The organism is Glaciimonas sp. GNP009, assembly GCF_054343755.1.
The window spans coordinates 1,298,703-1,312,328 of sequence record NZ_JBTGUV010000004.1; the positions used below are offsets into that span (position 1 = coordinate 1,298,703).

Below are 13,626 nucleotides of genomic sequence, written 5' to 3' on the forward strand. Positions count from 1 at the left end.
AAACATTCTTGAGGAGATGTTTCCTGAGATCGCCTTTTCACTCTTAGGACTTACGTAAAATTGTCCCAGCAAGGCATACCGACGCAGACATTACGAATGTAACGCAAGGAGGTATAACGCCGCTGGGGCGGTTTTGCTTAAGTACTAACACTCTCGATGTTATGCCTCGATGACCATTGTTCCAAAGAACTGGTGATCACCACCGTTACCGCTGGCGACGCCTACGCGTGCACCTTTTACCTGATGCGCTCCAGCTTTGCCCCACACTTGCAGCGCTACTTCTGCTACGCGAATCATCGCAGTCACCGCAATCGCGTTAGTACATAAAGTACCGCCCGATGGATTGACCGGAATCTCGCCGCCGATCGTATAGCGTCCTTCTTTCAACTGCTCCACCGATGTGCCGATTTTAGCCAGGCCAGCTGATTCGATTGAGTGAAATTCAGTGTTGCTGAACGGTGCATACAATTCGGCCACATGGATCTGCTTTTGCGGGTCGGTGATACCGGCCATTTTATAAGTACGCTCAAACGAACGGCTTAATGCAAAAGCGTCAGCATGGTCGGCCAAGAAGTCATTACCCATACGGTCGCCGATGTAATAACTCTCTGAGCAATGGCCCAGACCAGTAATCCACACAGCGTCCAGATTGCGGTCTTTAATGTACTTTTCTGAAGCTAGAATCATCGCACCGCCACCGCTGGACTGTGGACAGCAATCCATCAGCTTGATCGGATAGCTGATCATGCGTGAATTCATCACTTCTTCGACAGTCGTCGTTTTACGCAAATGCGCATTGGCATTCAATGAAGCGTGGTAACGGTTCTTCACGACTACCGCTGCCATGTCTTCTTGCGACATGCCATACTTATCTGCGTATCGAATTGCCGACATCGCCAGCATGGTGATCGTGCCTAGGGGCAATGGACGCTCGTAGATAGGATCCCAGATTTTGTTCAGTACGGTTTGTGAATCACCGCATTCGCCAACTTTGTCAGCACCAGCTGTCATCACGACATCACTTGCACCCGAAGCGATGTGGTAATACGCAGCAGCAACACTGGAAATACCAGTTGCACCGCCGGTGTTAATACGCAGGAAGCGCTTGTTACGTCCACCGACTGCATCAACGCCCAGGCGTTCTGCGTTACCGATACCAACCATCGCATCTGGCGACAGGGAATACACAATAGCATCGATATCGTCGAATTCAAGTTGGCTCCCGGCCATCGCCAGTACAACTGCTTCGCGTACCAGATCCGGATAACTTGCGTCGTCGCGCTTCGGTTTGAATGCGGATTGACCGATGCCGATAATACCTACACGTGGTTGATTCGTACGTGATTGACTCATTGGGTTCCTCCCAGTTTGTTTCCGAATACGACAACGGTCTGATACATCATGGCTGGACCGCTTGCTGCGTGCGCCAGCGCGGTGTCAACCTTGGCTGCCTGATGCTTACCGGCCGTTCCCATGACCTGATTAGCAGCTTCGGCAATACGTACCAGTCCGCCGCAAAATACAGAATTGATTGACGCCACACCGCCGGACAGATTGAGTGTCGGATGTGCGTGTTCTGTGCTGACGACTTCAGCCCATTGTGCTGGCTCTGCAATACCGAGCGCTTGATAAGCGATTAATTCTTGAAACGGTGTAGGACCACTGATTTCAGCAACGTCGATTTCTTTAATACTGGCAACACCGGCGTCACTAAATGCCTGACGTGCAGCTTCTTGCAACGCTGTCGCAGCAGTTAAATCACGATCACCCAGGAATGCTGCTTCAGTCGCCCAACCCATGCCGCGAATCCACGCCGGATTAGTAATTCCCGCTTTGGCAACGTACTCATCCGATGCCAGTACGAGTGCTACCGCGCCTGTAGTTGGTGTGCGCAGCATGGCTTCACGGACAGGCCAGCGTACCGCTTTTGACGCATTGATCTCTGCTGCTGTCTCAACCGGACCGGTTGCTTCCGGATAGGCGTGAGATCCGCGGCGACGATTCTGCTGCACCAGTTGTGCAGCTAATGTTTGTGCTTCAGGCTGTGCGGCGATCAGCGCATTAGCTTGCAATGCATACGAAGATAAATCATCCAGCGGCAATTTGCGATGAAAATAAGGATCGTTAGCCAGGCGCTCGACTTCAGAAAGTGACGATGATTCTCTTGTGCCCCAGGAAACAATTAACTGCGTCTCGAAATGGGCTGAAGCGATACGCAATACACCCATTACGAAGGCATGTTCGCCAGCCGATGGTGTGGACAGGATGTCGCGATCGACACCACCAACAGAGCCAGATGCGGCCATGATGGAGATAGCACGACCGTCGACCTGGTCATTAGATCCGACGATGATGCCGTCGATATCTTCGATAGGGATACCGGCGCTCTTCAGGGCCGCCTGTGCAACGTCGTACAGGATTTCCTCTAGGGAACGGCGGTCCGAGTTAATCGGGACCATGATGGCTGACCCGATAACGGCCGTAGGTCGGTTAAGTGGCATAAATACCTCAGGAGTGAAGCGCGACGACTATACTGCCGAAGCGCGTTTTTGGGACGCGATGGCAGCAAGTGCCAAAGCGCGTTCGAGAGCCAATTGCTTAAGTTCGCGCCGCTGCAGTTTGCCGGTCGCAGTAAGCGGCAGACTCGTGCAGGACTCGATATGGTCGGGCACCTTATATTTCGACGATTCCGCCGCACAATGCCGCAGTAAAGCAGCAGAGTCGAAGGCCTCGGACGAAACAGGTACCACGAATGCGAAAATCAGTTCACCGCGGATCGCATCCGGTACGCCAACTACGGCGACATCTTGTACTGATGAATGGTGTCGTAAAACGGCTTCCACCTCGGCCGGCGAGACATTAATACCGGCACGCTTAATCATTTCACCAACCCGACCGACGAATACAAAATCGCCATCGGCATTGAACTTGCCCAGATCGCCGGTGCGGTAGTAGCCGTCTTCGGTGAACGCGGTCGCATTCTGTTGCGCGCTGAATCCTGTGTAGCCAAGTGTGGTGTAACCGCGCACTTCAGCTAATCCCGGCATACCGGGCAATGCTTCTTCGCCGGTATCTTCATCGATAAAGCGAATTTGTTGTCCTGGCAGCGGCGGGCCCTGACTATGGGCGCGGCGTAAAACTGGCCAGTGGTACCACGTCACTGCACAATTACCGCAAGTCTCGGTAGCGCCGTAAATGTTACATAACTCGTCAGCGCCCAGCGTCTCGACCGCGATCAAAAACTCTTCGGCGCTTCCGATGGTGACACCGGTACGCAGACTTGCCAGACGCTCTTTGCGATAGTCACGGTGATGCGCTAACGCTGAAGTCATTGCTGGCAAAGTATAGATAGCGGTGCAGCGTTCAGTCTCGATGATTTTCATCGCGCTTGCGGCATCGAATTTTTCCATCAATACTAATGTCGCGCCGTGACCAAAGGTGGCGGGCAATGCATTTGCGCCACCAAATGCCCAAAACAAAGGCGATGACAACAGTACTCGATCGTCGCCCGTGAAGCCTTGGCGTTCACCGATATTGAAGCCGTTTTCGACGACTGCAAACTGGCGCAAAGGCACGGCTTTCGGTGCGCTTGTTGAACCGGATGTATAAAGTACTAACGCATCATCGTCTGCGCAAGGACCGGCACCTGATGCCAACTCGCCTAGTGCAATGGCGGTATCGAAAATCGTGTTATAAGAAGAGAGCGTGCTAACGCCGATCACGTTATCAAGCAACCAGATGTGCTCTGAGACCGGTACACCTGGCAGGCCCTGAAGCGCAACGAAATCAGCTTCAAAATCACGGTCGCCGAAGCGAGCCGCTGAAATCAACAGCGAGAGGCTTGAGTCTTTCAACAAGAAAGCCAGTTCATTCCGGGTAGACCAGGTACTCAGCGGTACCAGAATAGCGCCCAAAGCACCGGCGCCCAGACAGACATCAATCCATTCAACGCGGTTACTCAGCAATACACCCACGCGGTCGCCACGTTTTATTCCGGCAGCTTGCAAAGCGCTGGCTACGCGAGAAGCGCGTTCCGCCAGATCCACGTAAGTGAAGCGTCCTTGCTCGCACACCAAAGCGCAGGCTTGCGGCGCGCGCTGGGCTTGCTCACGAACTAATTCGATCAGCGTTCGGCTAAAAGGCGGCGTCATCATGAATCCAGTTTCGCACCGGAAAGTTGTACAACATCTTTCCACTTCACGCGCTCTTTTTGGGCAAACGCGACCGCATCTTGCGGCGACGACCAAATCGCACGCGCTCCGGTTTCAAGAAAACGCTGCTTGACCACCGGATCGTTCTCGATTTCTTTCAGTGCTGCAGATAATTTGGCAACGATTGGGGCTGGCGTGCCTTTAGGCATGACGAAGGTACCCCATGACGTAACGACAAAATCAGGAATCCCCACTTGCGCCATGGTCGGCACTTGCGGCAAAGTAGGCCAGCGTTCGGCCGAAGTGACTGCCAGCGCCCTCACTTTGCCAGCGCGAATCAGGCCCATGTAGCTGGCAATATTATCGATCGCAAAGTTGGTGTCACCAGCCAATAATGCAGGCATTGATTGCGATGCGCCGCGAAATGGAATGTGCTGCGCCTGAATCCCGGTACGGGCACGGAATAATTCTCCGGCCAGATGCGGCGTGGTACCGATACCGGCAGAACCGTAAGACACGCCCTTAGGTTGCTTGCGCGCCCAGAGCAGAAATTCTTGTACTGTTTTTGCGGGATGTTCTGCCGCGACAACAAACACGTTGCAGTTTTCCCAGATCATCGAAACGTAGTCAAAATCTTGCGCCGGATCGTAGCTCATTTTATTGAACAAGAACTGATTGATCGACAGCGTGCCGACCGTAGCCGATGCAATCGTATATCCGTCAGGTTTGGCGCTACGCACCACTTCCATACCGATATTGCCACCGGCGCCGGTACGATTATCGACAATGAAGCTTTGCCCCAACTTCGCCTGAAGTTTGGCAGCCAGCAAACGGGTCAAGACGTCGGATGCACCACCGACACTAAACGGCACCACGATGCGAACATTCGCTTCGGGCCAGGAGCTGGTTTGCGCCGAAGCTGCTTTAAATACAATCGCAGCACTACCGGCAATAGCCGCCTGAATTACCGTACGTCTTGAAACCATTTTATTGTCTCCCCCGTTGTGTCCGTTGTGTCTTTTGCCATCCGCTGTGGCTGGTCGACCAAATGATGCCTGAGTCGATTAATCTGATGTTACATTATTCTTTGGAATTTTAAAATACTTATTAGAATTTTTTTTGTACTAGCCAGTACATTTTCTCTATATTACGACATAAAGAAGACTCGGTTAAGTGTGATGCAAGGACGGCAAATGGTGTCCCGACCAGCTATTAGCTGAAGGTATCCGTATCGACCAAAGCGAAAGACACATCATGCCTTCTGCTTTAACCAACAAATAAAGACAAATTTATAATTTCCGAACGGCAATAAAAAATATGGCAACGCTTATGGGTCCAGCTTTACTTAACTTATTCCCGCTCGAATGTTGAAATAATCACTCAAAATTCGCTGGAAATACATCCATCAATGCATTCCTGGTCGGCTCTCTTCATAAACCTACTCTGGCAAAAGTTGCCGACTGTTCTCGGGCTCGCGATCTTGACAACAGCACTGGAGAAAGGCTCTGAAATAGCCAGCTCGCCGATGATCTAAAGGACATTATGCTGGAACTGAAATATGAGGATGTTTTGATAAAGATCAATTTTTGTATTAACAAAGACTTATACAATTAACATCATTATTTTGTGTTTTGATACGGCGAATATTTTCACAATCAAGAGTGCTACTTTATCCCTTGAAACGTCGTTTTTTATAGCGTGAAACTGCTTCAATTCCTAAGTGTCACGTTCTACCTAATTTAAGGAGTGCGCGATGAGCAAGAAAATAATTTTACGGCCGTCCGACGCCTGCTTTGACAGGCTGTTTAATAAGACATCAACTCACTCTGTTTCCAAGATTCCTGACGGCGATCGCCTATCCAGACTCCCTAGCTTGTTGGCAACGTTAATGGCAGCATTGCTCATCACGGTATGCGCACTATTGTCAGCGCCAGCATCTGCAGCAACGATCACAATGGTATCGTTGGGTAGCGCTGCTTCAGCCAGATCGGCGACGGTCACCGTCAGAGTTGATCCCACCACCACTCACATCAACGTAACCGATGGAACAACGGTCAATTTTGTTGTTGGAAGCAACGCATTTGCATGGCGATTTGATGTGCCACACAATGTTTTCCTATTCGATTTAAACCGAATAGCACCACCTAATGTTGTTGACCATCAAGTCGAAGTCTATGTTGCACCAAGTATGTTGTCGATTTTCTGACTAAAGCGACTTTAGTAAAAGTACGCATTAAAGTTATTTACTTTTTTTATCTACTTTTCGCCTGCGACAACATAGGCGAAAAGTGATGCTATTTCGTCTTGCGACAACACGCTTTTCCACGGCGGCATACTATTTTTCCCGTTGCTTACCGAAGTAATAAAACGCGTCCGTTGTTGGGGCGGAAAAGTACGCAAGTCAAAAAATCCACCGCCCTCATCTACCATATGGCCGCCATGACAAACAGCACAGTTTGCGGCATACAACTTGGCACCCTGCGCAACTTGTTCTGGCGACGGTGTCGCTATATCTTGCGCCGTTGCGGCAACAGTCGCGAAGACAAATAGACCTGCAATCGCAGTTGAATATAACCGGCGGGGAACACTAACTAAGTTACCAAAGATTTGATGCAATTTATTTCTCCCGGCGTACACCCTTGACGGGTGCACGCACGTAAAACGTCTTTTTTTATATCTGCTTATTTAGCCGGTAGCGCGAAAGTCCATACTGAACCACCTTGTGGAACATTTTTCGCCTCAGGACCAACCCATCGCTTACCCAAGCCGCCGAAGCCAGACAATACGGTGACATATTGTCTGCCATTCATAGTCCACGTAATTGGACTAGCATTGATGCCGGAACTCGTTTGAAATTGCCAAAGCGTCTTACCATTGTCCGCATCCAGTGCAATAAATTCACCGGTATGACGGCCGGTAAATAGCAAGCCGCTTGCAGTGGCCAACATCGAACTCCAATTGGCGTGATCGTTCAACGGAATCTGCCACTTTGCTACGCCAGTCATTGGATCGATTGCTGAGATAAAGCCATGTGGCGCATTCGGCTCAAAAGCGAATTTAATATCTTTTACGCCAACCCAACGCATGCCGGATTTATAGGTCGCTACGGTATCGAGTGAGTAGGACGACGACATGTGGATAGTGTTGGCATACAACAAACCGGTATGTGGATTAAACGCGGCATGTGACCAATTCTTGGCACCGATAATATTCGGCCAGATATCGGCCGACTGGCCATCACGCAATGTCTTGGCGACACCGGTTTCGACCGGACGACCCGTCGCCATATCAATATGCGAAGCCCAATTAACTTTTGCATAGGGATTGGCTGCCAACAACTTGCCATCGGTACGATCAATCACATAAGCAAAGCCATTGCGATCAAGCTGCATCAATACACGCCGCGGTTTGCCATCAATTTTCAATTCGCCGAGGATCATTTCGGACGTTGCATCAAAGTCGAACATGTCGTTCGGCGTGAATTGATAATGCCAGACGATTTCACCGGTTTTTGGACGGAACGCAATCACAGAAGCGGTGTAAAGGCTGTCACCACCGCGAGAATTTGGATTCCAGGGCGCCGCGTTACCTGTACCCCAATAGACCAGATCCAACTCTGGATCATAGCTGCCCGTCAGCCAGGTGCTGCCGCCGCCGTTCTTGTACGCGTTCTCGACCTTCCAGCTTTCACCCGCTTTTTCATCCGGGCCGGCTGTTGTATGACGACGCCATAAATGGTTGCCAGTGGCCGGATCATAGCCGTCGACGAAACCACGAACACCAAATTCGCCACCAGAAATACCGGTCATCAATACACCGTTAGCCACCAATGGCGCACCGGTGATGGAATATCCTTCTTTCCAGTCGATGACTTTCGTCTTCCAGATTTCTTTTCCGGTCTTTTGGTCCAACGCCACGATATTCGCATCCAGCGTGCCACGGAATACCATGCCGTTATATAAGGCAACACCCTTATTCGACACGCCGCAACAAACCACTCGCGGGGTATCAGGATCAAAATCAACCGCGGTGCGCCAGATTTGCTTGCCGGTTAGGGCATTAATGGCAACGGTCCACTTGGCGTTACTAACGTACATCACGCCATCCTGCACCATCGGCTGGGCTTGCTCGCCATATTCATTTTCCAGACCCAGCGCCCAAACAGGTGCCAACTTTTTGATATTCTTTTTATCGATTTGTTTGAGCGTCGAATAGCGTTGCTGGGAGTAACCCATGCCATAAGTCAACACGTTTTCCGGATGCGCGGCATCGTTCTTCAAATTGTCCATCGTCTGCGCCTGTAAAGGTGACGACGCCACCGCACATAGTGCGATCAAACAGCCTAAGGAACGTAACTTTTGTTGATACTTCATGAATGGTCTCCTCCTTATTGTTATATTTTTTTGTAAAAATAAAATCTGAATCAAAAACAAAATAAAGATACGAGACAAGCCTCTGTCTCGCTTACAGCAACTACATGAATATCAATGGGAATGCTCCCCAACCGGGTTACACAGAGAGATATCGGCGTTTAATGGGCTCATTATTACGCAAGCCTTCGACCGAATCGCAATAAACGATTTTTCCTTTGTCGATAACAGCAACGTGCGACGCCACATGCAGGCAAAAATGCATATTTTGCTCGGCAAGTAAAATGGTCGTTCCGCCTTTTCGTAATGCCTTAATCTGCACCGCTATTTGTTGGACAATTACCGGCGCTAATCCTTCGCTCGGTTCGTCCAGCAACAGCACCGACGGGTTGCCCATCAACGCACGTCCAATCACCAGCATTTGTTGCTCGCCGCCAGATAACTGTCCCGCTAATCGATTGCGCAATGGCACTAACAGCGGGAAGGCTTCATAAACACGCTGTAACGTCCAGTCACGCTGATTCTGCAAGCCAGTCTTTTCTGCCAGCGTCAAATTATCTTCCACTGAATGCTCTGGAAACACTTGCCGGTCTTCCGGTACGAATCCCAGCCCGGCGCGAGCGATGCGGTAGGATGCGATGCCGTTGATGCTTTTTCCATGCAGATCTATTTTCGTGGCGGCGCTGGGAATAATGCCCGCGATAGCTTTCATCGTGGTCGACTTGCCCGCGCCGTTGCGACCCAACAATGCCAGGCATTGACCTTGGCCCACTTCCAGATTAATACCGAATAACACTTGGCTGGCGCCGTAAAATGCGGTTAGTCCGCCGACCGACAAACTGCTGTCGGCGCTCACGCAGCAGCCTCTTCAAATCCAGTGCCCAGATAAGCGTCAATGACAGCCTGATTGTTACGAATTTGATCGGGCGTGCCTTGGGCCAGCAATGCGCCGTAATACAATACGCGGATGGTTTGCGCACGGGCAAATACGATGTCCATATCATGCTCAATAAAAATGATCGTTATTTTTTCCCGCTGCCATAAATAGTGGACTCGCTCCATCATCAACAACCGCTCTTCCGGTCCCATGCCCGCCGTCGGCTCATCAAGTAACAACAAACGCGGTTCAAGCGCGAGCGCTAAACCGATATCGAGCAGCTTCTGATCCCCATGCGGTAATTCTCGGGCTAGCGTATTCGCCTTTAATTCCATGCCGAGCATTTCTACGATTTCTGCTGCCCGCTCCTTCACCAAAGACGGCGAACGCGGCGTTGAAAACGAGGCAAAGATATTACTCATTTGGCCACGATGTGCCATCACCGCTGCTTCTAGCGATTGCGCCACAGTCAAGGTGGGAAAAATACTGGACACCTGAAATGCGCGTCCGATCCCGCGTTGAACAATCGCCTTCGCTGGCAAGGTGGTAATGTCTTTTCCGTCAAAAATAATGCTGCCGGAATCTGCTTTTATTTTGCCACTGATGAGATTAAATAGCGTGGTTTTGCCTGCACCATTAGGGCCGATGATTGCTGACAAGCTGCCGCGCTCAAATTCTGCCGAAAAATCATTGGTTGCAACGACGCCACCAAACGCCTTTGTTACATTGGTCATTTTTAGCATGGCGTGTCCCGAAAAATGGCAACCTGTCTAACAACAACAGCAGAGAAATACGTTGAAAAGTTCAAGGAAGTCTCGATTCCACGGGGTTGTCAAATTTGACCAATTGGGCAGGCTTCGTGCGTCCAAGGCGGAAGGCAATAAACCGCTCAACGACAATATCCAGCAAGCCTTTACGTAACAAAAGTACGTAGAGCAAAATAATGGTGCCTAAGACCAGCCCGTAGTATTTGGTATGTGCAGTGACATAATGATTAAGCAAGGTCAACATGGTCGCACCCACCAACGGGCCAAGGAACGTATTCACACCACCTAACATAATCATGAAAATCGCTTCTCCCGACATGGTCCAGTAACCAAAGTTAGGATAAGCAGCGCTCACGTACAAACTCATCAGCACCCCGGCGACACTGGCAAAAGCCGCTGCGATCACGAATGCCGCGACGCGATATCCACGCACGTTCATCCCTAAAAACTCAACCCGCGCAGCATTATCGCGAACCATGCGTAGTGCATAGCCGAAAGGTGATTTGGTGATGTGCCACAACAATCCGAGCGATACGATAACGACGCCGGCGATGAAGTAATACACATGATGCGTATTCGCCAGATCGATACCGAGAAAAATCGGTTTCTTAAAACCGCCGGTCAATCCCTGATCGCCGCCGGTCAGTGTCTGCCAACTCAGGATCGTGCTGTAGAACATCATCTGAATCGCCAGCGTTAGAAAAGTAAAATAAATTTCTTTGGTTTTAGTGCAAATCAGACCCACGATCAAGGCGAGTAACGCACTGCTTAGTACCGCCATTGCCATCGCTGCCGGGATCGACCACATGCCGGTTTGCATCAACAAGCCGAACGCGTAAGCACCGGAGGCATAAAACATGGCGTGACCGAAAGAAATCAGGCCGGTATAACCGATTAACAAATTAACCGAGATCGCAAATAATCCAAATATAGCGATGTGAATGATCAAGTCCAGCACCATCTGTGAGGCGATCACGCTAGGCAGCCCCGCCACAATAATAAAGGCTACGATCACCCATAACGAGGTTGATGAGAGCAGGCGATTGTTCATCGTTGAGCGCCTTTTCCAAAGAGGCCATCGGGCCGTAAAACCAGCACTACAGCCATCAACGCAAACACACCAATTTCAGTAAACATCGGAAATCCGACACTGCCGAATGATCGACATACGCCAATCAAGATTGCCGCAACCAGGGCGCCGCCGATTGAACCCATGCCGCCAATGACGGTGACGATGAATGACTCGATCAAAATAGAGAAACCCATTCCCGGCACTAACGACCGGACCGGAGCGGCCAATGCGCCAGCCAGACCGGCAAGTCCGGCACCGAGTGCAAACACACCGGCATATAGCAACGAAGTATTGATTCCCAACGCGCCTGTCATGGATGTATTGGTCGCCGCCGCGCGGACCTTGCTGCCGAACGACGTTTTGACAATCAGTAGCCAAACCGCCAATGCCACCAAAAAGCTGATGCCGATCAGGAAGATATAGAAGAGCGGAATCGGTGCGCCAGCAATCATTAATGGTGCGGTTGCAAAGAAAGATGGCATACCCATTGACTGAAATTCGGCACCGAACATCAGTTGGACCAGATCGTCCAACACCAGAATCCAGCCATAACACATCAGTAGTTGCATCAAAAAATTACTTTGATACAAACGCCGGAAAAAGATCCGCTCGAGGAATACACCGAACACAGCAATGCCTGCTGAGGCGATGATAACTGCCAGCACATAGCTATCTGTTATTCCATAGATGTAGTAGGCAAGATAAGCACCCATCATATACAGGGAGCCGTGCGTAAAGTTGACCACTTTCAAGACACCGAAAATTAACGTCAAACCGGATGCGACCAAAAATAACAGCATACCAATAACGAAGGCATTCAGGCCTTGGGTCATCATGCAAGAAGCCGACGACACACAGGCTGATAACGCAGTAATATCCACTCAAGTTTCTCCGACGACACCAACAAAATCTGAAAACGACTTGCTTTCAATTCTGGCCCAAGACTAACTGCACCAAGCAACCAGAACCGAGCAACAAGGTTTAAGCGACTAAACTTAAGCCCAGCCGTTTTCTTTTTTCCACTTCATTTCCAAGTCGGTGATAACACCCCAATCGGCCATTTTTGCATTTTCAATGAAAGGCAATTTATTAGAAATACGGCCCCAACCAGTGGCATAGTCAACCAACGTCTGGTCGCTAGCACGCAGTGTCAACAGGCCTTTGCTACCGAATGGCGATTTGATTTGCATACCGCGCAACGCATCGGACATTTTTTTCGAATCAACCGACTTCGTCTGGCGTATGGCCTCAAGCATAAAATCCATACCGGAAGCGGCTTGCCACGACCAGTTTGTCGGAGAATCCTTGAATTTTGCGCTGTAGGCATTCGCCCATGCCTTGTTGTTCTGCGTATTCGGAAAAGCGCTTAGATAACGGGTGCCCGAGTGGACCCGCTTCGGCATCGCTTTTACTTTAGAAATAGTGGTGAAATCTGCCAGCGCAACCGCAAACACCTCAATCTCATTGAACAGGCCATACAGATTGCCCTGATCGATGAAAGAGACCAAATCGCCGCCGATCAGACAGGTAAATATTGCCTGCGGCTTTTCCTGCATGATTTTGGTGATGAACTCGGTGTAATCTGGCTGCGACATTTTTGGCCACGCTTCGCCGACGATCTGCGCTGATGGACTGAAATGTTTCAAATACCGGACGAAAAGCGCAGTGGTATCGCGACCATACGCATAATCAGGACCGATGGTCATCCATTTGGTGAAGTTGTTTTGCTTTGCTACTTCGGCAGCATACTGTCCGGCCACGATCGCATCTTGCGCACCTTGACGTGCAGTGCGAAAGGCATTCGGAATTTTCATCTTCGGGTCAGCGGTCAGTGTCGAAATTTCCGGGCTGGCGTGGATGCATAAAGTGCCGGTCCCGCGCACTACTTCATGCACCGCGAACGCGCCATTGGAAGCATCGCAATCAAGGATAAAGTTGCACTTATCGCTGTTGATCAAATCGCGCGTCAATCGGCTCGATTCTTCTGGCTTACCCTTTGAATCACGGATCAACAACTCGACCATCTGCCCGTTGAAGCCACCAGCTGCATTAAAGGCATCGACCTCTAATTGCGCGCCATTGGTTGACGAAATACCCAATTGGGCAATGCGTCCCGACATGATCGTTGGAATACCGATTTTGATCGTTTGTGCGGTTTGAGCACGCAAAATTGAAGGAAATCCTAAGCTTGCACCAGCCACACCCAGGGAAGCGGCCGCACCTAATATCCGGCGCCGCTTGAGCGATATTTTTGTCATTGTCTCCACCTATATCTATTATATTTTTTAGAAAATTTGATGTTATTTTTATAATTAAATTACGTACTTTTATTATTTCCAAGCTTGATTTAAAATAATTTAATTTTCGAATTTAAGAAAATATATTCATT

The 13,626-nt window shown here is 50.0% G+C and carries 12 protein-coding genes; 1 reads left to right on the forward strand and 11 read right to left on the reverse strand.

All coding sequences use genetic code 11. The features are described from left to right. Positions 1-159: 159 nt before the first annotated feature. Genes ACXX82_RS06735 through ACXX82_RS06750 form a run of 4 tightly spaced genes read right to left on the reverse strand, consistent with a single transcriptional unit; the run spans position 160 to position 5,137 of the window. Entirely contained in the window at positions 160-1,353 is a 1,194-nt protein-coding gene (locus ACXX82_RS06735) for a thiolase family protein (protein ID WP_322232984.1), read from the reverse strand. Beyond that, positions 1,350-2,501: a thiolase C-terminal domain-containing protein gene (locus tag ACXX82_RS06740; RefSeq protein ID WP_322232986.1), complete on the reverse strand. Its 1,152-nt coding sequence runs from the start codon at positions 2,499-2,501 to the stop codon at positions 1,350-1,352. Before ACXX82_RS06740 ends, ACXX82_RS06735 begins: the two co-directional genes overlap by 4 nt. A gap of 27 nt (positions 2,502-2,528) precedes the next feature. Beyond that, entirely contained in the window at positions 2,529-4,154 is a 1,626-nt protein-coding gene (locus ACXX82_RS06745; protein WP_458562648.1) for a class I adenylate-forming enzyme family protein, read from the reverse strand. Further along, positions 4,151-5,137 carry a Bug family tripartite tricarboxylate transporter substrate binding protein gene (locus tag ACXX82_RS06750; protein ID WP_322232990.1) on the reverse strand — a complete coding sequence of 329 codons (987 nt, stop codon included), beginning with the start codon at positions 5,135-5,137 and terminating at the stop codon, positions 4,151-4,153. The genes ACXX82_RS06745 and ACXX82_RS06750 overlap by 4 nt, the downstream gene beginning before the upstream one ends. A gap of 767 nt (positions 5,138-5,904) precedes the next feature. Here ACXX82_RS06750 and ACXX82_RS06755 point away from each other — a divergent pair. Next, positions 5,905-6,357 (forward strand): CzcE family metal-binding protein, encoded by a 453-nt coding sequence (locus tag ACXX82_RS06755; RefSeq protein WP_458562649.1) that lies wholly within the window; start codon positions 5,905-5,907, stop codon positions 6,355-6,357. A gap of 50 nt (positions 6,358-6,407) precedes the next feature. Here the strand turns inward: ACXX82_RS06755 and ACXX82_RS06760 are convergent, their stop codons facing one another. From ACXX82_RS06760 to ACXX82_RS06790, 7 genes are all read right to left on the reverse strand, one after another. Continuing rightward, complete coding sequence (locus ACXX82_RS06760) at positions 6,408-6,767, reverse strand: c-type cytochrome (protein WP_322232994.1); 360 nt, start codon at positions 6,765-6,767, stop codon at positions 6,408-6,410. A gap of 65 nt (positions 6,768-6,832) precedes the next feature. Beyond that, positions 6,833-8,524, reverse strand: a complete 1,692-nt coding sequence (locus tag ACXX82_RS06765; RefSeq protein WP_458562650.1) for a PQQ-dependent dehydrogenase, methanol/ethanol family — start codon at positions 8,522-8,524, stop codon at positions 6,833-6,835. 136 nt (positions 8,525-8,660) lie between these two features. After that, positions 8,661-9,377 carry an ABC transporter ATP-binding protein gene (locus tag ACXX82_RS06770; RefSeq protein ID WP_322232997.1) on the reverse strand — a complete coding sequence of 239 codons (717 nt, stop codon included), beginning with the start codon at positions 9,375-9,377 and terminating at the stop codon, positions 8,661-8,663. Further along, the gene (locus tag ACXX82_RS06775; protein WP_322232999.1) at positions 9,374-10,141 is read right to left on the reverse strand and encodes an ABC transporter ATP-binding protein; all 768 of its coding nucleotides are present in this window, start codon (positions 10,139-10,141) and stop codon (positions 9,374-9,376) included. The genes ACXX82_RS06770 and ACXX82_RS06775 overlap by 4 nt, the downstream gene beginning before the upstream one ends. A gap of 61 nt (positions 10,142-10,202) precedes the next feature. Then, positions 10,203-11,216: a branched-chain amino acid ABC transporter permease gene (locus tag ACXX82_RS06780; protein ID WP_322233001.1), complete on the reverse strand. Its 1,014-nt coding sequence runs from the start codon at positions 11,214-11,216 to the stop codon at positions 10,203-10,205. Beyond that, entirely contained in the window at positions 11,213-12,118 is a 906-nt protein-coding gene (locus tag ACXX82_RS06785; protein ID WP_458562651.1) for a branched-chain amino acid ABC transporter permease, read from the reverse strand. Before ACXX82_RS06785 ends, ACXX82_RS06780 begins: the two co-directional genes overlap by 4 nt. A 114-nt stretch (positions 12,119-12,232) precedes the next feature. Beyond that, entirely contained in the window at positions 12,233-13,495 is a 1,263-nt protein-coding gene (locus ACXX82_RS06790; protein WP_458562652.1) for an ABC transporter substrate-binding protein, read from the reverse strand. Between the last annotated feature and the right edge of the window lie 131 nt (positions 13,496-13,626).